Genomic DNA, 20,432 nt, shown 5'->3' on the forward strand with positions numbered 1-20,432 from the left:
CTGGTCGGATATGTACCAGCGACATTAAAGAAGATCATTTTCTCACTATCCAACACTTGAGAATGGTAAAAATGAAAAAGTTAATGCTTGCAATTATTGCTGCAACAGCTTTATCCGGTTGCGCTCAGCAAACCTTTAAAATTAACAACGGTATTGCAGAAAAACCCACACAGGAAACCAGACAGAATTTTTTTATTAATGGTATTGGCCAGTCACAAACCATCGATGCAGCTTCTGTTTGCGGCGGTGCAGATAAGGTTGTTCGCACTGAAGTTCAGGAGTCGGGTATGGATGTTTTCTTGCGCATCATCACGATTGGCATCTATACCCCTCGTGAAGCCAGAGTGTATTGTTCTAAGTGATATTTTAAGCAGGTATTTTCAGGAATACCTGCTTAACTTAATTGATGGTTAATAATATTGAACATTACTGAGAGATGGTAGTAGCGACTCAATACACGCCGTAATAAAACATAAGAAAAATTAAACAATCAGTACAGAAAAACGCCCTCCTGCATCATTAAGTACATTGCCAAAACAATAGCTCCGGCGATACCGCCTAAAAACAGAACAGCGGCGATTGCTAGTTGGTCGCGGTTTGTGTACTTACCGTTACTGCGCACATCCACCATTTTCTTATGTACTGCTTTCACTCCACGATTTGAATCGCGTGCCCTGGTAAATGCTATATCTGTCATGCTGTTATCCGTTTGCTGTATGTAAAAATGCAAATAACCACCACATGACTAAGGATATGTTTTTTGAATAGCGCGATCTGAGATTTATCTCACGATAAAGAAAAACACAGGATTTCTACGGCCGATTCTCCCCCATTCTCACCTTTATCAACAAGATTTCTCCCGTTTTATTCGACAAAAACCTTCACTTTGGGTTTTGAAAGCAGAATAAGGATAAACTCAGTAAAAGTGACCGGTTTATAAAAGTAGTATCCTTGCAGAAAAACAATGTTGTTTTTGTTAAGATAATCAAGCTGCGCTTTCGTTTCTACTCCTTCTGCAACAATGCTTAAAGACAGCTTACGCGCCAGATCGAGTACACAATCTAAAATTCGGGTTGAGTCAGGAAGGTCATTTACCCGTCCCACAAAACTCTGATCGATCTTGATATAATCAATGTGCAGATCATGCAAGTAAGAAAGTCCAGAATAACCTGTACCAAAATCATCTAACGCAATGACAAAACCATTTTCATGTAGCGTATTAAGCCTCTGCACAAGATCATCATCCACATGCAATGGTTCTCGTTCAGTCACTTCGATCACCAAATTTAGATCATCACGACTGAAACTACCTCTGTAGCGCAGGCACTCCTCCACAAACGTAGGGGAAGTAATATGAGATGCGCTGAAGTTAATTCCGACATGGAAACCGGATGGTAATTTGCTGGCGATGGAGTTCATATTCGCAGAGACCTGCTTCATCAAGTTTTGAGTAAGCGGTACTATCAGACCTGATTTTTCGGCAACCGGAATAAAAGAGGCAGGAGAGATATATCCAGCCCTTGGGTGCTTCCATCTTGCCAGCACCTCGACACCGCGTAACGTTCCATCGCGACCATTTACGATTGGTTGATAAAAAGGCACTATCTCCCCTTTATCTATCGCTCGGCGCAACGTTTCTTCAGGAGTATCGTTCTTATTCAAATATTTATCGATAGCATACGCTACAGCTGCCGAGATCAGCAGGATGAAAATCAGTATTCCCAGACCATTAGTGACAAGCCTTTTTAAGCTAAATAATGGAGGCTGATCGAAAATAATGCTGAAGGGATACTTTGCAGAATCCACCTGACCAGACTGCGGCGTGTTCGCCTTGATGACTTTCACTTCCGCCGATGAACCAAGTACTTTGTCGCCCACCCGCAACGAATAGGACAGCCCTTTTATTGGGACATTCAATGCGCCCCGGATATGCACTCCACTTATTGTGATAATGATACTACTTGTTTGAAAATGAGTTTGGTAAAGCAGAACAGGTATCTCATTCACCGTATTTTGCGCAGGGGCCAGCAGCAAGTTTGTATCAGGTATGACGGGTATTTGCTTCAGCAGGATCCGATTACCAGGGAGTGAGGTGCACCAAACCTTCCCTTGCCGAATAATAATCAACGTTCGTAGATGAGGCCGAAGCGCGGCTTCAGTTCCGAGCTGATATTGGCTCTCCAGATCGCATTTCTTCTCAGCGATGCGCTTAGCTGTGCGCGTTGCCTGGAAAGCTTCATTAAGTATGTTGTCCATATTTTTCGCAGCATATCTAGCGCCCCCCAAAGCTTCCATCGATGAGGAATACCAAAGTTGCATATTGAGAATAAAAACGCCGATTACGAACAGACATATCGCAGCAAATATCGGTAACAGTGCTTTGCGCATTCTTATATCCTGTGGCGAAAAATGAACACGTAAAACGAACGTTGACTGGGTCAAGTTTGTCTCTACAGAGCATGGTAGACAGCAACATAAATCGCCATGGAACCAATCACATTTTTTAAATCACATCATAACGTATTGATTAATACTAAATAATCATTGAACATTTTCAGTGCAATACCATTATTGCACCACATTTAATTTGCTATCATATGTAGGCATAACGAGGAGGTGAGCCAATGAAAATTTTTATTACTGACGATGGCGGAAATCTGATCCCTGTCGATGGAAAAAGCGTCGTCATCGAACTTAATAATGGCAAAACGATTGAGATAGCCGAGGAATACGGCAGAGACGACATTCCTGAAGGGATCAATCTTTGGGGAGGACGGGAACCGTCTCCTTCACTTCCTTTTGAGGAAATCAAAGCCAGAACTGAAAGCCTCGGCGTTTACCCATTAGCAGCCAATGCTCTACACGTTTTCCCGTACAAAATCTCGTCGAAAAATTGAATCCTGACAAACTCGCAGTGAACACCAATCAACTATCCGATCGTGTTACCCGAAGCAGACATAACAAAACCCTAATCTCTTAATGAAAATAAGGATTTGTTAAGCTTAATACGATACGGTTGTGGTGGCGTATCATTCGAGGAAAAAAAATGAACAGATTCTCAAGACTTCAGATTCGCTTGCACTGGTTAACTCTGGTGTTAATCGCGATAACCTATGCCGCAATGGAATTTCGCGGTTGGTTTCCCAAAGGCAGTACCCTCTATCTGTTGATGAAAGAAACACACTATAATGCAGGGGTATTTGTCTGGTGTTTAATGATAATACGTTTAATTCTCAAACATAAGTATGACGATCCAGCGATCGTACCCACGCCCCCCCAGTGGCAGAGGATATCAGCCAAATTAATGCATATCATGCTCTATGTCTCTTTTCTGGCGCTACCGTTATTAGGTATCTTGACGATGGCTTACGGCGGAAAGAGTTGGTATTTTTTAGGGCTAAACATTCCCGCTTTCTTTCATAGCAACGGGGAAATAAAGACCGTCGTAAAAACTATTCATGAAACTTTGGCAAATATAGGGTATTTCCTGATTGCAGCCCATGCTGGCGCGGCATTATTTCACCACGCCATACAGAAGGACAATACCCTGTTGCGAATGATGCCTGAGCATAAACACCTGAAATGATAATCTTAGAAACATAGGCACTAAAACACCAAGAAAGCATTAGTTTATTTATGAGTCATCATAATGCTTATGTTTCTTTCTCTCTCCTCATTACATTATCATCACCAGGCGACGTCAATTCGTATTGACGTCGCCCCTTGTATATCAGATAAAAACACAGTATAAGCACTGTATGTTTATACAGATAAAGGCAAGTAACAATGTTCGTGGAACTCGTTTATGACAAAAGGAATTTTGATGGTCTGCCAGGCGCAAAAGAGATCATTCTGGGCGAATTGAGAAAGAGAGTACAGCGAATCTTTCCAGATGCTGATGTCCGGGTTAAACCGATGCTGACTCTACCAGCGATCAACACTGACGCCAGTAAGCACGAGAAAGAACAGATTAGTCGCACTGTTCAGGAAATGTTTGAAGAAGCCGATATGTGGCTGCTTTCAGATTAAACGCCTTAATTCACTGCCGGAGAAGTACAATCTGCGCGGTTGGTAACAATTATTTATCATTTTACATAGCACATTATGCTTCCTGCTTCATATTGATACTGTTAGAATACCGTATTATTACAGATATCAAAAATATATTTCCCATAATCAAATGGTTATTGGATTGAAAAACGGACTACATAGAAATGAATTCATCTATTACCATCGTTACAGCATTTTTCGATATAGGACGAGGAAACTGGACGAGTGATAAAGGTTTCTCTCCTCATCTAGAGAGAACATCTGATACCTACATCAATTATTTTAAAAACCTGTCTGAGTTAGATAATGACATGGTTATATTTACATCCTGCGATCTTAAACCAAAAATAGAAAAAATTAGAAATGGTAAACGTACTGTTGTAATCCCCTTAGATATTAATAAAAAATTCCAACACATTAAAAACAGGATTTCTCAGATCCAGAGAAATGATGAGTTTAGAAATAAGCTTGAAACTCGCCAACTAATAAACCCTGAATACTGGTCCTCAGACTACGTACTAGTTTGCAACCTGAAGACATACTTTGTAAATAAGGCAATAGAGTTAAACCTTGTAAATAATAACATGGTTGCATGGATTGATTTTGGTTACTGTCGTAATGCGAAAGTAATAGATGGATTATCTCGCTGGGATTATCGTTTTGACGTCAACAAAGTTAACTTATTCACAGTAAAAAAAGGTTTAACTGTCAAAACGCTTCATCAGGTTTTCGATCACATGATTAATAATCGCTCTTATATTATTGGCGGTGCAATTATTGCAACACAAAATAAATGGAAAGAATTTTATGAATTGGTTTGTCAGTGCCAAATGACAACGCTTAAAAACAATATTGTGGATGATGATCAGGGTATTTTTATAATGTGCTACCATTATAAACCTCAATTAATCAAACTAAATCATCTCGGTAAGAACCGATGGTTCAATTTGTTTAAATTATATGGCAGGAATGATTTTGTTTCTTTTTCACGAAGGTTAAAAGTAACACTTATCGGGAAATAAGATTAAATTGTAGACATACACAATACCGATAAAGGTAAAGCTGATGTCTACTATGAGCGAAGAGCGGTAATTAAAGATTCGAACACGACATAAATTATCACTCTGCTCGGTTCTGTTTCTCAGTCATGATCAATTAACAGTCAGTCGCAATGCTAATTCTTGCGGGTAGGGATCAAAGTAATTCTGCGTCAGCAGATAATCGTCCGGGTATTCCGCCAGATAATGTTTCAGCAACGTCATCGGGGCCAGGATGGGCAGTAGTCCTGCGCGGTAATGAAGGATCACCTCGCGCAACTCGCCGCGCTGACGCATTGTTAACTGATTACGGAAGTACCCCTGAATGTGCATAAGCACGTTTGTGTGGTTTTTACGTGAGGCGGGTTTCTTCAGAATTGTCATTAAATTATCCCGGTAGACCGCAAAGAAAGCCTCCAGATCCTCCCATTCATGCAGTGATGCGACAAATGGGCCAATTTGCCTATATCCGGCCTGATGGTGAGCCAGCAATTGCAATTTATAACGGCTATGAAAATCCAGTAGAGCCCGCCGCGTCAGGCCATTTTTGCGCAGCATATTGAGCTCATGTAGGGCGAAAACCCTTTCGACGAAGTTTTCGCGCAGGACCGGATCGTGCAACCTCCCGTCTTCTTCTACCGGTAGCCACGGATATTTCTCCATCAGCGCGGCGGTAAACAGTCCCACCCCGTCTTTACGCCCGCGATTGCCTTTATCGTCATATAAGCGCACACGTTCCATGCCACAACTGGGGGATTTTGCACAGACGATAAAACCGGACAGTGTGTCCAGCCCTGCCAGATACCGCTGGCAGAAGTCAGCCATTTCGTCGGTCACGTCTTCGTGAGGTGCGTGACTAAAACGCATGCGAATATCCCCGACAGTCGTTTGCACCAGGCGCAGCGCTGGCCGAGGGACAGACAAACCTATCGCCATCTCCGGGCAAACAGGCTGGAAAGTCACCCACTGGGCTAGTTTCTCCATCGCAAATTCTACCCGTTTATGCCCGCCGTCAAAGCGGACGGCAGATCCCGTTAAACAGCCGCTGATCCCAACGATGGGTTGCATTTTCATGACCTCTTCCTCACTATCGCGTTTTACGGGAGAAGAAAAGCGTCACCGTACCGACGGTGAGGCCAAATTTCTTCATCTCCGTTTTATTAAACAGATGGTTAGCATCCTGCATGTACATCCAGTCGTCAAAATTCAGCAACCAGGTTCTGCCTCTGGCTTTCACATTCATGCTGTAATGCCAGTTGAACGCGTTGCCCGCTGCTTGCCCCTTCGCCACGCCTTCAATGTCACCGGCAGTACCTTCGTAACGATCGGCGCTAACTTTACGGATATGCCACACCCGCTGCTGTTTCTCTCCATCGTCGTACACAAAGCGTTCATTGAGGGTCAATGTGTCTCCCACCACATCGCCGTTAATATCGACATGGAAGCGACGAAGCTGTTTACCGCTGCGGTCCTGAATCATCCCCCATGCTTGCGTTTCTCCCTGAAAATACTGAAAGATATCCAGCGTCGGCTGCTGTTGCCGATAGTCGGCAATTTCAGCGCTACAACCAGCCACCTGCATCAGCAAGGGCAGGCTCAGGGCCAATAAACGTTTCATTTTTTACCTCCAGTAAGCTGCTGACGCAGCTCAGGATATTGCGTGCGGGAACCCAGCCAGACAGAGAGAAAGTTTTCGCTGAACGCCGCCGACTGCGGTGGGCCAAGCGGGATAAAGTGCCTTTGAGCCGCTGAAGCGCGATACCAAAACTTCCCCTGCTTATCTTGCAAAACAAAAGCCAGTTGCGTACCTGGCGCGACGTCTGGCCATATCTCACTCAACATGCGAAGCCAGGACTCACTCTGCGCTTCCCGCCCGAGAATACCCTGCGCTCGCCACTGATCGCGGGTGGCATTAACCAGTTCTTGCCGTTCAATATTGCGCTGATAGGTGATAATCAGTGCTTGATCCTCTTTCAGCCCGCGATAGCGCCCATTCGGCGTGCGCAGTTGTGAGGTATAGATCGTGAATGGTCCCCAGGAGAGCGTCGCATCGCCGACTTTCCGCCAGCTTAACCAGTCAGCGGCACTGGCAAAAGGCGCCGTCGCCATGACGCCCAGCAGTATCAATAAGGCAGGTTTCATTAGTGTTTCCCCATGAAAATATGAAAAAACAGCATCAACACCAGCCAGCCCGTCGCCATTAAGCCAACAACAATAAATGTTGGTTCCAGAAAAGTAATGGCCCCCAAACGCTCTCCTATCACATAGGCGATCGGCCCACCACCGGTGGCCATTATGGCCAGCAGCCATCCCGGCAAGGTAGTCGAGCAGGTAAGGTGCGTCCACAGGACAGCGAACATGAGCCAAAGCGCAACCATCCATAACGGCAACAATGCTTCGCCGTGAAAATTAATCAACCCCGTCAACGCCCACAGCGCATCCAGACCACTACCCACCGCTGCCAGCATTAACGCGTACAGACGTTGCGCAGACGGCAGCAAGAAGCAGGCCAGAATAGCCAGCCCAAGCCATAACGCCAGGCCGCGCTCACGAAATAACACCACCATGAGCCAGTACAGATCGAACCCGACAGCCAGGAAAAAGACCTGTAAATGGCGGTTCATGGACGTTCCGCCGACAGTTGCACCACGCTGATCGTGCGGGCGTTAAAACCGGCTTCGCAGTAGCCGAAGTAGTACAGCCACATACGGCGAAAACGCTCATCAAATCCCAGTTTTTCAATGTCATGCCAGGCGTGAACAAATCCTTGTCGCCAGTGCGCAAGCGTCCGGGCGTAGTCGGGCCCCATATCGAACAGATTACGAACCACAAAGTCAGTATGCTTTGTCATCAGGCCGCTCATCGCGGTGATACTGGGTAAAAAGCCCCCTGGAAAGATATAGCGCTGAATAAAATCAACGCCTTTGCTGTATTCGTGATAGCGCTGATCCTGAATGGTAATGGCCTGAATCGCCAGTTTTCCCCCACGACGCAGTCGCGCCTGGCAGGTACGGAAAAACGTCGGCAGATAACGCTGACCAACCGCTTCGATCATTTCAACCGACACCAGTTTGTCGAATTCCCCGGTCAGGTCGCGGTAGTCGCACAGCAGGACGTTGACTCTCTCCTGTAAACCTGCGCGGGCAATCCGCGCTTTCGCCCAGGCAAACTGTTCCTGAGACAGGGTTGTGGTGGTTACACGGCAACCGTAATGGCGGGCGGCGTATTCCGCCATCGCCCCCCAACCAGTACCAATCTCCAGCAGGTGGTCATTCGCGGTCAGTGCCAGTTGCTCGCAAAGCCGCGCCATTTTGGCCTGCTGAGCCTGCGCTAAAGACTGCTCGGGGCGGGTGAATAAGGCGCTGGAATAGAGTAAATCCTCATCAAGAAAGTGCGCGTAAAATGCATTGCCGAGATCGTAATGCGCGGCAATGTTTTCTCTTGCTTGTTGCCGATGGTTGCGACGCGTCCAGTGACGCAAACGCTCGGCGGGTCGGCCAAGCAGGCGAAAACCGCTTTCCAGGCGTCCCAGTAGGGTGCTGTTAAGCGCAAATATTTGCAGTAACGGCGTGAGCTGTTGCGTTTCCCACTCTCCGTCCATCCAGGCCTCAGCCGCCGCAAGACTTCCGCCTTTCAGCACCCGCCAGTACACCCTGGGCGAGAGAATATGTACTTCAGCGCGTAACTCAGCTGAAACATCACCAAAGTGTAAGGTCTGCTCCCCTTCCCGCACCGTGACTGAACCCTGACGAAGGCCGCTCAGCATGCGGAAAAGAAGCCAACGCGCCACACGCAGGTTGCGCGGAACATCAGGTTCAAGCGCAAAGACGGGATCGGTCATGATCGTTCACTCCTGCTGACGGGATGGTTGTAGAGAGGGACTCGCTTGAGCCACAGTCGTAACGCCTGCCAGTAAATCGCGAACACCGTTTTCAGCGTCATTAACGGCAGTCGTAGCAGAAACGTGCGTAAACTCGCCTGCGTCAACGGCTCGCGTTTGAGCATCAGGCTGGCATCAAAAATCTTCTCTGCCTGGTGGTTTTCGATATGCATATGCAGCGTTTTACCCGGCGGGTTAAATCGCCAGTGATAGACCATATCCATCGGGTTAAACGGCGATACATGGAACGCTTTTTCCAACGGACGCTTTTCCTGTGCATCTACAGCGTAGTAATGTCGCTCATTCCATGGCGTATTGCGGACTTCCGCCAGTACCCAGCGCAGACGCTGTGAACGGTCATAGCAGTAGTAAAAATTGACCGGGTTAAAATGAAAACCGAAATAGCGCAGCTGTGTCAGAAGCATTACACGCCCCCCGGGATGTTCGCCCGTCAGGCAGGCAAGCTTATTCAACACGCTCTCTCTTAACGGTGTTCCCAGCGGGTAATCCGCATCATGAAAAGCGGTCGCGGCGAAGCGATTACGTTTCACGCCCACGCCCGGAAGCTGTGCGAGTTCATCTAAATCGAGCCACGCCATAAACACCTGATAACTAAACTGGTGTGTTGCTGGCTGGAGGCGGCGATGGCGCAAAACACCCTGGTACAGGCAGCTGTTCATCTTAGCCCCCCTCTCCTGCGGCAATGCCGTGTACTACATCGAGCGCGCTGCGCACGCCATCCTCATGAAAGCCGTTGTACCAATAAGCCCCGCAGAACCAGGTCCGACGCAGGCCGTTGATCTCAGTGCGGCGCGCCTGCGCGCGCCAGCTGTCGGGATTAAACAATGGGTGCTCGTAGACAAAGCGTCGCCAGACGAATCGCTCGTCAATAGGGGTGTCCGGGTTGAGGGTCACGCAGAATAGCGGGCTTCCTTCGGGTAATCCCTGGAGAATATTCATGTTATAGGTGACGCAGGCGCTGGCGCGATCTTGCCCACTCAAGCGGTAATTCCAGCTTGCCCACGCGCGTTCGCGTACCGGTAACCAGCGGCGATCGCTATGCAATACGACCTCGTTACGCTGCCAGCTAATTGCGCCCAGCACGTCGAGTTCTGCGGGGGTGGCATCACCAAGCACGACCAGAGCCTGCGAAGAATGACAAGCGAAGATCACCTGATCAAACGTCTGTACTGATCCTGCCAACTGGATTTTGACGCCGCTGTCGTGACGAATAACCTGCTGAACAGGCGCATTGAGGTGCAATGCCAGACGCTCACCCAGCTTCGCCAGCATAACGCGAATGTACTCGCGCGATCCGCCTGGCACCACGTACCACTGCGGACGATGCCAGATATCCAGCAGGCCGTGGTGTTCAAAGAAGTGTAAGAACAGCGGCAACGGAAAACGGCGCATCTCCTGTAGCGAAGATGACCAGATGGCTGCGCCCATCGGCAGAATATAATGACGCGCAAAGAACGTACTGAAATGGTGCTGGTCGAGGAAGGTCTGTAGCGTGGCGTTTGCATCGACATCATTCAATGCCCGTTTAGCCAGACGATTAAAACGGACAATCTCTTTCAGCATTCCCCAAAATGCGGGTTTGAGCAGGTTCTGACGTTGGGCGAACAAGGAAGTCAGCGTATGACCGCTGTACTCCATACCGCTTTGCGTATTGTGCACCGAAAAACTCATCTGCGTTTTTTGCCCCTGAATACCGAGTTCACTCAGCAAGCCCATAAAACGCGGATAAGTTCGGTCGTTGTAGACGATAAAGCCGCTATCAATCGCGAAATTCCCCTGTGGAGTCGCAATATCTACCGTCGCAGTATGGCCGCCCGGGGTCGACGCCGCTTCAAAAAGCGTCACCTGATGATGTCCGGCCAGACGCCAGGCGCAGGTTAATCCGGCAATACCACTGCCAATGATAGCAATTTTCATGAACGCACCATCCTGCGCAGCAACGCGCGCTGGAGACTCTCAGGCAGCCCGGCCAACAGACGCAGCAACACGCCAAAACCTGTCGGGAAGGCAATACTATTTTTTCCTTTCGCCAGGCCACGGCGAATAGCCTTCACCGCCTGCTCTACACTCACCTGCCCGGGCATAGGAAAATCGTTTTTACGGGTAAGCGGGGTATCAACAAATCCTGGCGAAACGACGGTCACGGCAATACCTTTTGGCTCCCAGTCCAGACGCAAACTATTGGCAAACCAGGTTAGCGCGGCTTTAGACGCACCATAGGCTTCCGCCCGTGGGAACGGCAGCCAGTGCGCCATCGAACTGACCAGCACCACGCGGTTACCGGAAGTTAACTGCGGCTGAAGCGCTGCCAGGCAGTTGATGGGGCCCTGATAATTCGCCGCCATCACCCGTTCAACCTTCCCTGCATCTATCCAGCCGTGGTCGAGATATTCGCAAGTTCCGGCACAGAGAATAACCAGTTCGGGTTTGCAGTCCGCCAACGCCTGGCGACAGGCGTCCCTGTCTGTCATATCGAACAGCCGTACTGTGATGTTGGCGTGGGATTGGCGCAGTTGTTCCAGCCTTTCGGGATTGCGGCCACAGGCAATCACGTGACAGCCGTCATCGGCCCATGATTTTGCAAGCCCGGCGCCAATCCCAGAACTTGCGCCAGTAATGAGGACAGTCATCATGCGCGCACCCTCCTTTTAACGTGGCGAACGGCCCAACCCAACAGCGGCAGATGCTCATAGAGCATCTCACCGGCATCGTAATAATCACGCTGGCGAAAAATCTTCTCGCCATGTGTCTCGACCATTGAACATCCCGGCAAAGATCGTATTTCTCCGCCAGCAATACGCGGATGCGACCAGTACATTGTCCACGTCACGGCAAACCGCCCGGTCTCACACAGTGGAGGGTCAATGGCAAAACGGCAGGCATTCACATTCGCCAGGAGATGCGAGAAATAGCGCTGAATGGCAAACAGCCCGTTATGTTCCCCGAAGGGATCGACAAGTACCGCGTGCACGTCGTACAACCCGGCAAGCGCGGGGACGGGCTGGCGATCCAAACTGGCGTAGTAATCCACAAACCTGTCGATAACGGATGGCGGTGCGCGCATAGCTCTTACCCTTGTGTGAACCACATTACGTAGGCGGTATAATTAAAACTTACACAAATACTTTAATTTGTCCAAGTTTATACTAAAAAATAATTATAAATTCATTTAATTCAACAAATTAAAATTTAGTATTTTTGAGAGAATTTATTCGAAAGCCACTAAGGTAGTGGCCAATCAACACACAAGAAAGGTAATGACAGAGGATTAAAGCGGGATCACTTCGAGGGAGTTGACCTGCTGTTGCCAGAGGTCTATCTGTTTTTTGCGCGCTACGGTGAGCTTGCCGGACGTCACCAACAGCCATCTGCGATCGGGGAAAATTTCAGGCGCAAGCATCGCGGGCGGTACAGGAAGCACATCAATGCGATGTCCCTGTCCAGTGCGACCAAGCGCTTCAAGCCAGATCTCGCAGGGGTCGGTAAGATGCCAGCCTGTAATCAGGTAGTTATCGCCCGGCGCACGCTTATCCCCTTCCAGGCAAAACGAGGTGTAAGAAATAATAATACCATCAAGGATTTCACGCAGCGTCATGATAGCCGGCACGTTAGCTGATACCTGGCTTCGCAGAGGACGCAGCACCTCGCTCACCAGTTCAGGGCGGGGATATTCGCGGCCGGCATCATAAATAAGCTGGCGCAGAGATTCTATTTTCCCTTCGTTCAGGCGCTGCAGCATACTCTCTTGCAGAACGAACCAGTTATTCGTTCGCCGGGCACCAGGGCGGGACAGCAACGGTTTAACCTGGCTTATCGGTACGCCTTTTTTCACCCAATCGAGAATTTTAAGCGCCTGTTGGATATCGTCATCGCTATACAACCGGTGCCCACCATCCGTACGCTGTGGTTTGAGAAGTCCATAACGACGTTGCCAGGCGCGCAGCGTTGTGGCGGTTATTCCACAAAGCCGCGCAAATTCACCGATGGAATAGGACATACAGAGCACCGAATAACCAAGAATACTTTCAATATACTACGAACCACGAGCAACAATCACTTGCAGAAAGAAGATATAAAGCACAAGGGATTGATATCCAGAAATTATTGGAACATAAATCAAGAGAAATGACAGACAAATATCACGACGACAGGGGTAAGGATTGGACTGTTGTCGAAGTAAAAACAGGGTGAGCACGCCTGGTTTTTGGGGAAACGTTTTGGGGAACAATGTTACAGGCATAAAAAACGGGAACCTCTCGGCTCCCGTTCTCACACAACCCAGAATCTGGATTACATGTTTTCGATGATCGCGTCACCAAACTCTGAACATTTCAGCAGCTTAGCGCCGTCCATCAGACGTTCGAAATCATAAGTTACGGTCTTAGCGTTGATCGCGCCTTCCATACCTTTAACAATTAAGTCAGCCGCTTCAGTCCAACCCATGTGGCGCAGCATCATTTCAGCAGACAGAATGATTGAACCTGGGTTCACTTTATCCTGGCCTGCGTACTTCGGTGCAGTACCATGGGTCGCTTCGAACAGCGCACATTCGTCACCGATGTTCGCGCCTGGCGCGATACCAATACCACCCACCTGTGCTGCCAACGCATCAGAGATGTAGTCGCCGTTCAGGTTCATACACGCAATCACATCGTACTCAGCAGGACGCAGCAGGATCTGTTGCAGGAACGCATCGGCGATAACGTCCTTAACCACGATTTCTTTGCCGGATTTCGGGTTCTTGATTTTCACCCACGGGCCGCCATCGATCAATTCACCACCGAATTCTTCACGCGCTAACTGATAACCCCAGTCTTTGAACGCGCCTTCAGTGAACTTCATGATGTTACCTTTATGTACCAGGGTAACAGAATCGCGATCGTTCGCGATGGCATATTCGATCGCCGCACGAACCAGACGCTTGGTCCCTTCTTCGGAACACGGTTTGATACCAATACCACAATGTTCCGGGAAGCGAATTTTCTTCACGCCCATTTCTTCACGCAGGAATTTAATCACTTTCTCAGCATCTGCGGAGTCTGCTTTCCACTCGATACCCGCATAGATATCTTCGGAGTTTTCACGGAAGATAACCATGTCGGTCAGTTCAGGGTGTTTAACCGGGCTTGGCGTACCCTGGTAATAACGCACCGGGCGCAGGCAGACATACAGGTCAAGTTCCTGACGCAGAGCAACGTTCAGAGAGCGAATACCGCCGCCAACTGGCGTGGTCAGAGGGCCTTTGATGGCAACACGATATTCACGAATCAGATCAAGGGTTTCAGCAGGCAGCCAGACGTCCTGACCATAAACCTGAGTGGATTTCTCGCCGGTGTAGATTTCCATCCAGGAGATTTTACGCTCGCCTTTATAGGCTTTCTTGACAGCAGCATCGACAACTTTGATCATCGGTGGGGTTACATCAACGCCGATACCGTCGCCTTCAATGAACGGGATAATCGGATTTTCAGGAACGTTGAGTTTGCCGTTTTGCAGGGTGATCTTCTTACCTTCCGCCGGAACAACTACTTTGCTTTCCATTCACCTCTCCTTCGAGCGCTTCTGGTTTGCTCGTCTGTCATCGCGCTGCATGTGCATTGGCGTCCTGCTGCACGACTGCGTTAGAGCAATTTTTTGTTAATGATTTGTAATGAGCGTGTCAATACTACCCTATTGTTCGTCGCCATGAAAGACACTCGTTCTTAGGCTATAATGCGGCAATTGATATAATCTGAAAATACCATGCAAAAAACTTCTTTTAGAAATCACCAAGTTAAGCGATTCAGCTCACGACAAGTCACTAAACAGCGTAAAGAAAACCAGCCAAAACGCGTGGTTTTGTTCAATAAACCCTACGATGTTTTGCCACAATTTACTGACGAAGCGGGACGCAAAACGTTAAAAGATTTTATTCCCGTGCAAGGCGTGTATGCTGCGGGTCGTTTGGATCGGGACAGTGAAGGGCTTTTAGTGCTGACCAACGATGGCGCATTACAGGCGCGGTTAACGCAGCCCGGCAAGCGCACGGGGAAAATTTATTATGTTCAGGTTGAGGGAGAACCTACGCCCGAAGCGCTGGAAGCCCTGCGCACTGGCGTAACGCTCAACGATGGCCCTACACTGCCCGCAGGAATTCAAATGGTAGAAGAACCTGCCTGGCTGTGGCCGAGAAACCCGCCCATTCGTGAACGGAAGAATATTCCCACCAGTTGGCTAAAAGTCACCTTATATGAAGGCCGCAACCGTCAGGTACGTCGGATGACGGCGCATGTTGGGTTTCCTACGCTGCGCCTCATACGCTATGCCATGGGCGATTACACACTGGAAAATCTCGCTAACGGCGAATGGCGGGATGCAACTGTATAAGGAAGCTGTATGTTCAAACCACACGTCACGGTCGCCTGCATTGTGCATGCAGAAGATAAATTTTTAGTGGTTGAGGAAACCATCAACGGCAAAGCTTTGTGGAATCAACCGGCCGGGCACCTGGAAGCGGACGAAACTCTGGTGCAGGCCGCCGCTCGTGAGCTATGGGAAGAGACAGGCATCAACGCACAACCGCAGCACTTCATTCGAATGCATCAATGGATTGCGCCAGACAAAACGCCCTTTTTGCGTTTTCTGTTTTCTATCGAACTTGCCAATATGTGCGCTACTGAACCTCATGACAGTGATATAGATTGCTGCCGCTGGGTCAGCGCAGAAGAGATTCTTTCAGCGCCAAATCTGCGTTCGCCGCTGGTTGCCGAGAGCATTCTCTGTTACCAGAGTGGAGAGCGCTATCCGCTGGCAACGATCGGCGAATTTAACTGGCCGTTTACAGAGGGTGTCAAGTAAAGGGCTGCGTGCTAGAATATGCCGCCTTGAAGTTCAATGTCGTGAGTATTCCTATGTCTGAAAGCCCAAAAAAAGTGATCGTCGGCATGTCCGGCGGTGTCGATTCTTCCGTATCAGCCTGGTTGTTGCAACAACAGGGTTATCAGGTAGAAGGCCTGTTCATGAAGAACTGGGAAGAGGACGATGGTGAGGAATATTGCACAGCGGCTGCCGACCTCGCGGATGCGCAGGCTGTTTGCGACAAACTCGGCATTGAACTGCATACCGTTAACTTTGCTGCAGAATACTGGGACAACGTCTTTGAACTGTTCCTGGAAGAGTACAAAGCGGGTCGTACGCCGAACCCGGATATTCTGTGCAATAAAGAAATCAAATTTAAAGCCTTCCTTGAGTTTGCCGCAGAAGATTTAGGTGCCGATTACATCGCCACCGGTCACTACGTACGCCGCGCGGATGTCGACGGAAAAAGCCGCCTGCTGCGAGGGCTCGATGGCAATAAAGACCAGAGCTATTTCCTCTACACGCTCGGCCATGAGCAAATCGCGCAAAGCCTGTTCCCGGTTGGCGAACTGGAAAAACCACAGGTGCGTAAAATTGCCGAAGATCTCGGACTAATTACGGCCAAGAAAAAAGACTCCACCGGTATCTGCTTCATCGGCGAACGCAAGTTCCGCGAATTTCTTGGTCGCTACCTGCCCGCTCAGCCAGGTAAAATCATCACCGTTGACGGTGAAGAGATTGGCCAGCACCAGGGGCTGATGTACCACACTCTGGGCCAACGTAAAGGTCTGGGCATTGGCGGTACAAAAGAAGGGACGGAAGATCCATGGTATGTGGTGGATAAAGACGTTGAGAACAACATTCTGGTTGTCGCTCAGGGTCACGAACACCCACGTCTGATGTCCGTTGGGCTGGTGGCGCAACAGCTGCATTGGGTCGATCGCGAACCGTTCACCGGCACCATGCGCTGCACGGTGAAAACCCGTTATCGTCAGACCGACATTCCGTGCACCGTTAAAGCGCTGGATGCTGAACGTATTGAAGTCATTTTCGACGAACCTGTCGCGGCGGTAACGCCGGGTCAGTCGGCTGTCTTTTACAATGGCGAAGTCTGCCTCGGCGGCGGAATTATCGAACAACGCCTGCCTTTGCCGGTCTAATTATTTACACATTTGATACAAGGAAGCAGTGAACGTGGCAAAGAACTATTATGACATCACCCTCGCCCTGGCAGGTATATGCCAGTCGGCACGCCTGGTGCAAGAACTGGCGCACCAGGGGCATTGTGATGCCGATGCGTTACACGTTTCGCTCAACAGTATCATCGACATGAACCCCAGCTCTACGCTTGGGGTTTTTGGCGGGAGTGAAGCTAACCTGCGACTTGGCCTTGAAACGTTGCTCGGCGTGCTCAACGCCAGCAGTCGTCAGGGGCTAAATGCGGAACTCACCCGCTACACGTTAAGCCTGATGGTACTGGAGCGTAAGCTGTCAGCTGCCAAAGGCGCTATGGACACGCTGGGAGACCGTATCAACGGCTTGCAGCGCCAGTTGGACCATTTTGATTTGCAGTCAGAAACGCTGATGAGCGCAATGGCCGGCATTTATGTTGACGTCATCAGCCCACTCGGCCCGCGTATTCAGGTTACGGGTTCTCCTGCCATCCTTCAGAGCCCGCAGGTTCAGGCCAAAGTACGCGCTTCGCTACTGGCTGGCATTCGTGCAGCAGTGCTCTGGCATCAGGTTGGTGGAGGCCGTCTGCAACTCATGTTTTCTCGTAATCGCCTGACGACTCAGGCAAAACAAATTCTTGCTCATTTAACCCCGGAGTTGTGATCTATGGAATTATCCTCACTGACCGCCGTTTCCCCTGTCGATGGACGCTACGGCGATAAAGTCAGCGCGCTGCGCGGGATTTTCAGCGAATACGGTTTGCTGAAATTCCGTGTACAGGTTGAAGTACGCTGGCTGCAAAAACTGGCCGCGCACGCAGCGATCAAGGAAGTTCCTGCTTTTGCTGCCGACGCAATCGGTTTCCTTGATGCGATCGTCGCTAACTTCAATGAAGAAGATGCTGCGCGCATCAAAACCATTGAGCGTACGACCAACCATGATGTGAAGGCAGTTGAGTATTTCCTGAAAGAAAAAGTGGCTGATATCCCGGAGCTGCATGCCGTTTCCGAGTTTATTCACTTCGCGTGTACGTCAGAAGACATCAACAACCTGTCTCACGCGCTGATGCTGAAAACCGCTCGCGACGAAGTGGTCCTGCCGTACTGGCGTAAGCTTATCGACGCAGTGAAAGATCTGTCCGTACAGTATCGCGATATCCCTCTGCTCTCCCGTACCCACGGCCAACCCGCCACCCCATCCACGCTGGGCAAAGAAATGGCGAACGTGGCCTACCGTATGGAGCGCCAGTACCGCCAGCTTAACCAGGTCGAAATTCTCGGTAAAATCAACGGCGCCGTCGGTAACTATAACGCCCACATCGCCGCTTACCCGGAAGTTGACTGGCATCAGTTCAGCGAAGAGTTTGTTACGTCGCTGGGCATCCAGTGGAACCCTTACACCACGCAGATTGAACCGCACGACTACATTGCCGAGCTGTTTGATTGCATCGCCCGTTTCAACACTATCCTGATTGACTTTGACCGCGATGTCTGGGGTTACGTGGCGCTGAACCATTTCAAACAGAAAACTATCGCCGGTGAGATCGGTTCCTCCACCATGCCGCACAAGGTTAACCCAATCGATTTCGAAAATTCCGAAGGTAACCTGGGTCTGTCTAACGCGGTTCTGCAACACCTGGCGAGCAAACTGCCGGTTTCCCGCTGGCAGCGCGACCTGACGGACTCTACCGTTCTGCGCAACCTGGGTGTCGGTATTGGCTATGCGCTGATCGCGTATCAGTCCACGCTGAAGGGCGTGAGCAAACTGGAAGTCAATCGCGAGCATCTGCTTGATGAACTGGACCATAACTGGGAAGTGCTGGCCGAACCTATTCAGACCGTAATGCGTCGCTATGGCATTGAAAAACCGTACGAGAAGCTGAAAGAGCTGACGCGCGGTAAACGCGTTGACGCCGAAGGTATGAAACAGTTTATCGATGGCCTGGCCCTGCCGGAAGACGAGAAAACTCGCCTGAAAGCGATGACACCAGCCAACTATATTGGTCGCGCCATCACCATGGTTGATGAACTGAAGTAATCTGGTTTGTGCCGGACGGCGGTTTCGTCAGTTCCGGCCTCCAGTTGATGTTATATTGAAGCCGGATAAGCGTCAGCGCCTTCCGGCTTTTTTAGCCAGTGATAGCCTCCCTTCCCCCGGTTTATTAAATGTTTATCCCCACGGACACATAATCAGCGTTAGACTATAAAATTGATTTTGTAAATTCAGTAAATACAGTTAATTATCATAAAATCAATCAGTTAATAAAAAACCGTCTTGGACAATTGCGGGCAATATGAGTCATTTCATCGCCCCAAATCATGCCCCAAACTGATTTTTGCCCCCCAAATTTGCCCCCAAAAAAGTAAAAATGGGTAGTAGTCTATCGGCCATATAGACGCCTTGAGAAGGTGGCAAGGCATAATGGAATATTGGTGGTGTGGAGCTTCAAATCCTATCGTACGAGTCAATATCTCATACTTTCAGTCTTACAGTTGGCTGGAGGTATCTAAGTGTGGACGCTTTTGACAGTCAATAACGGGAGGACTATCTCGCTCTGCTCGCTGAATAAGCCAAACGCAGCATCCCATACGATCCAGAACCAATTGGTCGATTCAACGTGGCACTAGGCACAAAAGTTCTTCTGCTTAGCGAACGTGATGAAAAGTTGCACCTTGATCTTGTTCTATGGGGATATGCTTTAGATGGTGGTATAAGCCGCCGCTCATTAATGCACGATCTGAAACTACGGCCACCAGCAGAGTGTTTAAACTACTCTGCCAGCATGGCAGCGCAATTTGCTTTGCTGATGGCTAGTATGAATGGAAAAAGGAAGGTGACAAGAAGCAGCCCTGTTTTATTCATCGGGCCGATAGTGCCGTACCGGATGATGAATTAATATGGCAAGCGGTGACGCGTGCCGTTGGAAATGTAAAAAATTAGAGAGCCCAGTTAATTCAACAAATGTGACGCAGCATTACATGGCTAAATCGAGTGAAAAACAAACTTGACTGTAAATGGATGTTATAGTAATAGTTAATTTTACTATAAATATATTTTACACCTCCATTTTTGAGAAAATGAAGGTGTAAAGGAAGTCAAATATTTTGGCTGGGTCGACTTTCTATTAAATGCAATCTATATTTTAAAGCATGGTGAGTTCTAAATTCATTTTGCAGGTTAATTTTAAGATTAGGTAAACTACTTACATATTCCCATCTACCTTGCTTTTTTTGTCCTATTAATGAATTATCAAAAAGAAAATTAATATATTGACGAATCACTCCATCAGATATACCTGTAAATTCATCACGACATTTCTCAGAGAAATCATTAAAGTCGAATGTTTCCACTTGGATTGTTTGAAGTACTGTCAGTAGATTCTCAATTTCAGGAAATTGGTTCGACCATTCATCAATCACCTCATTATAGACACT

General features: G+C 48.8%; 23 protein-coding genes and 3 pseudogenes. 12 read left to right on the forward strand and 14 right to left on the reverse strand.

Features of this window, described 5'->3' with window-relative positions:
- Positions 1-71: 71 nt before the first annotated feature.
- A complete protein-coding gene (locus tag KQJ18_RS01690) occupies positions 72-362 on the forward strand; it encodes a Bor family protein (protein ID WP_069324330.1) in 291 nt (96 codons plus the stop codon).
- 128 nt (positions 363-490) lie between these two features.
- Here KQJ18_RS01690 and KQJ18_RS01695 read toward each other — a convergent pair whose 3' ends face one another.
- Positions 491-697, reverse strand: coding sequence for a hypothetical protein (locus KQJ18_RS01695; RefSeq protein WP_216421290.1), 207 nt, complete (start codon positions 695-697; stop codon positions 491-493).
- 167 nt (positions 698-864) lie between these two features.
- The gene (locus tag KQJ18_RS01700; protein ID WP_216421292.1) at positions 865-2,388 is read right to left on the reverse strand and encodes a cyclic diguanylate phosphodiesterase; all 1,524 of its coding nucleotides are present in this window, start codon (positions 2,386-2,388) and stop codon (positions 865-867) included.
- A gap of 236 nt (positions 2,389-2,624) precedes the next feature.
- Between KQJ18_RS01700 and KQJ18_RS01705 the strand changes: the two genes are divergently transcribed.
- The 4 genes from KQJ18_RS01705 (at position 2,625) to yibB (ending at position 5,072) form a co-directional block, all read left to right on the forward strand.
- The gene (locus KQJ18_RS01705; protein WP_085049536.1) at positions 2,625-2,897 is read left to right on the forward strand and encodes a hypothetical protein; all 273 of its coding nucleotides are present in this window, start codon (positions 2,625-2,627) and stop codon (positions 2,895-2,897) included.
- Between the two features lie 149 nt (positions 2,898-3,046).
- Positions 3,047-3,586, forward strand: coding sequence for a cytochrome b (locus KQJ18_RS01710; RefSeq protein WP_121528935.1), 540 nt, complete (start codon positions 3,047-3,049; stop codon positions 3,584-3,586).
- A gap of 200 nt (positions 3,587-3,786) precedes the next feature.
- Complete coding sequence (locus tag KQJ18_RS01715; protein WP_085049538.1) at positions 3,787-4,029, forward strand: DinI-like family protein; 243 nt, start codon at positions 3,787-3,789, stop codon at positions 4,027-4,029.
- Positions 4,030-4,214: 185 nt separating this feature from the next.
- On the forward strand, positions 4,215-5,072 hold the full coding sequence (gene yibB / locus KQJ18_RS01720; RefSeq protein WP_216421295.1) for a protein YibB: 858 nt from the start codon (positions 4,215-4,217) through the stop codon (positions 5,070-5,072).
- Positions 5,073-5,201: 129 nt separating this feature from the next.
- Here yibB and KQJ18_RS01725 read toward each other — a convergent pair whose 3' ends face one another.
- The 10 genes from KQJ18_RS01725 to KQJ18_RS01770 form a co-directional block, all read right to left on the reverse strand.
- Positions 5,202-6,161: a DUF523 and DUF1722 domain-containing protein gene (locus tag KQJ18_RS01725; protein ID WP_216421296.1), complete on the reverse strand. Its 960-nt coding sequence runs from the start codon at positions 6,159-6,161 to the stop codon at positions 5,202-5,204.
- 13 nt (positions 6,162-6,174) lie between these two features.
- Positions 6,175-6,705 carry a DUF3833 domain-containing protein gene (locus tag KQJ18_RS01730; protein ID WP_137347160.1) on the reverse strand — a complete coding sequence of 177 codons (531 nt, stop codon included), beginning with the start codon at positions 6,703-6,705 and terminating at the stop codon, positions 6,175-6,177.
- Positions 6,702-7,229, reverse strand: a complete 528-nt coding sequence (locus tag KQJ18_RS01735) for a hypothetical protein (RefSeq protein ID WP_216421297.1) — start codon at positions 7,227-7,229, stop codon at positions 6,702-6,704. The genes KQJ18_RS01730 and KQJ18_RS01735 overlap by 4 nt, the downstream gene beginning before the upstream one ends.
- On the reverse strand, positions 7,229-7,711 hold the full coding sequence (locus KQJ18_RS01740; protein ID WP_137347158.1) for a DUF2878 domain-containing protein: 483 nt from the start codon (positions 7,709-7,711) through the stop codon (positions 7,229-7,231). Before KQJ18_RS01740 ends, KQJ18_RS01735 begins: the two co-directional genes overlap by 1 nt.
- On the reverse strand, positions 7,708-8,928 hold the full coding sequence (locus tag KQJ18_RS01745; protein WP_216421299.1) for a cyclopropane-fatty-acyl-phospholipid synthase family protein: 1,221 nt from the start codon (positions 8,926-8,928) through the stop codon (positions 7,708-7,710). Before KQJ18_RS01745 ends, KQJ18_RS01740 begins: the two co-directional genes overlap by 4 nt.
- On the reverse strand, positions 8,925-9,647 hold the full coding sequence (locus KQJ18_RS01750; RefSeq protein ID WP_216421301.1) for a DUF1365 domain-containing protein: 723 nt from the start codon (positions 9,645-9,647) through the stop codon (positions 8,925-8,927). Before KQJ18_RS01750 ends, KQJ18_RS01745 begins: the two co-directional genes overlap by 4 nt.
- A 1-nt stretch (position 9,648) precedes the next feature.
- Positions 9,649-10,905: an FAD-dependent oxidoreductase gene (locus tag KQJ18_RS01755; protein ID WP_216421304.1), complete on the reverse strand. Its 1,257-nt coding sequence runs from the start codon at positions 10,903-10,905 to the stop codon at positions 9,649-9,651.
- Positions 10,902-11,621: an SDR family NAD(P)-dependent oxidoreductase gene (locus KQJ18_RS01760; RefSeq protein ID WP_069324322.1), complete on the reverse strand. Its 720-nt coding sequence runs from the start codon at positions 11,619-11,621 to the stop codon at positions 10,902-10,904. Before KQJ18_RS01760 ends, KQJ18_RS01755 begins: the two co-directional genes overlap by 4 nt.
- Positions 11,618-12,052: a nuclear transport factor 2 family protein gene (locus KQJ18_RS01765; protein ID WP_038639921.1), complete on the reverse strand. Its 435-nt coding sequence runs from the start codon at positions 12,050-12,052 to the stop codon at positions 11,618-11,620. The genes KQJ18_RS01760 and KQJ18_RS01765 overlap by 4 nt, the downstream gene beginning before the upstream one ends.
- 204 nt (positions 12,053-12,256) lie before the next feature.
- Entirely contained in the window at positions 12,257-12,985 is a 729-nt protein-coding gene (locus KQJ18_RS01770) for a MerR family transcriptional regulator (RefSeq protein WP_216421305.1), read from the reverse strand.
- Positions 12,986-13,023: 38 nt separating this feature from the next.
- Here KQJ18_RS01770 and KQJ18_RS24585 point away from each other — a divergent pair.
- Positions 13,024-13,179: pseudogene (locus KQJ18_RS24585) on the forward strand (integrase); the annotation flags it as partial.
- Between the two features lie 99 nt (positions 13,180-13,278).
- Here the strand turns inward: KQJ18_RS24585 and icd are convergent.
- Positions 13,279-14,529: an NADP-dependent isocitrate dehydrogenase gene (icd, locus tag KQJ18_RS01775; RefSeq protein ID WP_085049549.1), complete on the reverse strand. Its 1,251-nt coding sequence runs from the start codon at positions 14,527-14,529 to the stop codon at positions 13,279-13,281.
- Positions 14,530-14,730: 201 nt separating this feature from the next.
- Between icd and rluE the strand changes: the two genes are divergently transcribed.
- The 6 genes and pseudogenes from rluE to KQJ18_RS01805 all read left to right on the forward strand — a co-directional run bounded on the left by rluE (position 14,731) and on the right by KQJ18_RS01805 (position 19,938).
- Entirely contained in the window at positions 14,731-15,354 is a 624-nt protein-coding gene (gene rluE / locus KQJ18_RS01780) for a 23S rRNA pseudouridine(2457) synthase RluE (protein ID WP_069325366.1), read from the forward strand.
- Between the two features lie 9 nt (positions 15,355-15,363).
- Positions 15,364-15,825, forward strand: a complete 462-nt coding sequence (locus KQJ18_RS01785) for an NUDIX hydrolase (RefSeq protein ID WP_038639907.1) — start codon at positions 15,364-15,366, stop codon at positions 15,823-15,825.
- Positions 15,826-15,878: 53 nt separating this feature from the next.
- The gene (mnmA, locus tag KQJ18_RS01790; protein ID WP_003832402.1) at positions 15,879-16,985 is read left to right on the forward strand and encodes a tRNA 2-thiouridine(34) synthase MnmA; all 1,107 of its coding nucleotides are present in this window, start codon (positions 15,879-15,881) and stop codon (positions 16,983-16,985) included.
- Between the two features lie 34 nt (positions 16,986-17,019).
- Positions 17,020-17,661 carry a high frequency lysogenization protein HflD gene (gene hflD, locus KQJ18_RS01795; RefSeq protein ID WP_032940122.1) on the forward strand — a complete coding sequence of 214 codons (642 nt, stop codon included), beginning with the start codon at positions 17,020-17,022 and terminating at the stop codon, positions 17,659-17,661.
- Positions 17,662-17,664: 3 nt separating this feature from the next.
- Positions 17,665-19,035, forward strand: coding sequence for an adenylosuccinate lyase (gene purB / locus KQJ18_RS01800; RefSeq protein ID WP_038639900.1), 1,371 nt, complete (start codon positions 17,665-17,667; stop codon positions 19,033-19,035).
- 459 nt (positions 19,036-19,494) lie between these two features.
- Positions 19,495-19,938: pseudogene (locus tag KQJ18_RS01805) on the forward strand (SOS response-associated peptidase family protein).
- A gap of 155 nt (positions 19,939-20,093) precedes the next feature.
- Here KQJ18_RS01805 and KQJ18_RS01810 read toward each other — a convergent pair.
- Positions 20,094-20,432 (reverse strand): annotated as a pseudogene (locus tag KQJ18_RS01810) (hypothetical protein); the annotation flags it as partial.

It is taken from the genome of Citrobacter sp. S55_ASV_140 (assembly GCF_018919505.1).
GTDB lineage: Bacteria > Pseudomonadota > Gammaproteobacteria > Enterobacterales > Enterobacteriaceae > Citrobacter > Citrobacter werkmanii.

What these genes read in the sequence shown, in the direction of transcription:
- KQJ18_RS01690 (WP_069324330.1), top strand. Translation starts at nt 72, where the DNA reads ATGAAAAAGTTAATGCTTGCAATTATTGCTGCAACAGCTTTATCCGGT.
- KQJ18_RS01695 (WP_216421290.1), bottom strand. Translation starts at nt 697, where the DNA reads ATGACAGATATAGCATTTACCAGGGCACGCGATTCAAATCGTGGAGTG.
- KQJ18_RS01700 (WP_216421292.1), bottom strand. Translation starts at nt 2,388, where the DNA reads ATGCGCAAAGCACTGTTACCGATATTTGCTGCGATATGTCTGTTCGTA.
- KQJ18_RS01705 (WP_085049536.1), top strand. Translation starts at nt 2,625, where the DNA reads ATGAAAATTTTTATTACTGACGATGGCGGAAATCTGATCCCTGTCGAT.
- KQJ18_RS01710 (WP_121528935.1), top strand. Translation starts at nt 3,047, where the DNA reads ATGAACAGATTCTCAAGACTTCAGATTCGCTTGCACTGGTTAACTCTG.
- KQJ18_RS01715 (WP_085049538.1), top strand. Translation starts at nt 3,787, where the DNA reads ATGTTCGTGGAACTCGTTTATGACAAAAGGAATTTTGATGGTCTGCCA.
- yibB (WP_216421295.1), top strand. Translation starts at nt 4,215, where the DNA reads ATGAATTCATCTATTACCATCGTTACAGCATTTTTCGATATAGGACGA.
- KQJ18_RS01725 (WP_216421296.1), bottom strand. Translation starts at nt 6,161, where the DNA reads ATGAAAATGCAACCCATCGTTGGGATCAGCGGCTGTTTAACGGGATCT.
- KQJ18_RS01730 (WP_137347160.1), bottom strand. Translation starts at nt 6,705, where the DNA reads ATGAAACGTTTATTGGCCCTGAGCCTGCCCTTGCTGATGCAGGTGGCT.
- KQJ18_RS01735 (WP_216421297.1), bottom strand. Translation starts at nt 7,229, where the DNA reads ATGAAACCTGCCTTATTGATACTGCTGGGCGTCATGGCGACGGCGCCT.
- KQJ18_RS01740 (WP_137347158.1), bottom strand. Translation starts at nt 7,711, where the DNA reads ATGAACCGCCATTTACAGGTCTTTTTCCTGGCTGTCGGGTTCGATCTG.
- KQJ18_RS01745 (WP_216421299.1), bottom strand. Translation starts at nt 8,928, where the DNA reads ATGACCGATCCCGTCTTTGCGCTTGAACCTGATGTTCCGCGCAACCTG.
- KQJ18_RS01750 (WP_216421301.1), bottom strand. Translation starts at nt 9,647, where the DNA reads ATGAACAGCTGCCTGTACCAGGGTGTTTTGCGCCATCGCCGCCTCCAG.
- KQJ18_RS01755 (WP_216421304.1), bottom strand. Translation starts at nt 10,905, where the DNA reads ATGAAAATTGCTATCATTGGCAGTGGTATTGCCGGATTAACCTGCGCC.
- KQJ18_RS01760 (WP_069324322.1), bottom strand. Translation starts at nt 11,621, where the DNA reads ATGATGACTGTCCTCATTACTGGCGCAAGTTCTGGGATTGGCGCCGGG.
- KQJ18_RS01765 (WP_038639921.1), bottom strand. Translation starts at nt 12,052, where the DNA reads ATGCGCGCACCGCCATCCGTTATCGACAGGTTTGTGGATTACTACGCC.
- KQJ18_RS01770 (WP_216421305.1), bottom strand. Translation starts at nt 12,985, where the DNA reads ATGTCCTATTCCATCGGTGAATTTGCGCGGCTTTGTGGAATAACCGCC.
- icd (WP_085049549.1), bottom strand. Translation starts at nt 14,529, where the DNA reads ATGGAAAGCAAAGTAGTTGTTCCGGCGGAAGGTAAGAAGATCACCCTG.
- rluE (WP_069325366.1), top strand. Translation starts at nt 14,731, where the DNA reads ATGCAAAAAACTTCTTTTAGAAATCACCAAGTTAAGCGATTCAGCTCA.
- KQJ18_RS01785 (WP_038639907.1), top strand. Translation starts at nt 15,364, where the DNA reads ATGTTCAAACCACACGTCACGGTCGCCTGCATTGTGCATGCAGAAGAT.
- mnmA (WP_003832402.1), top strand. Translation starts at nt 15,879, where the DNA reads ATGTCTGAAAGCCCAAAAAAAGTGATCGTCGGCATGTCCGGCGGTGTC.
- purB (WP_038639900.1), top strand. Translation starts at nt 17,665, where the DNA reads ATGGAATTATCCTCACTGACCGCCGTTTCCCCTGTCGATGGACGCTAC.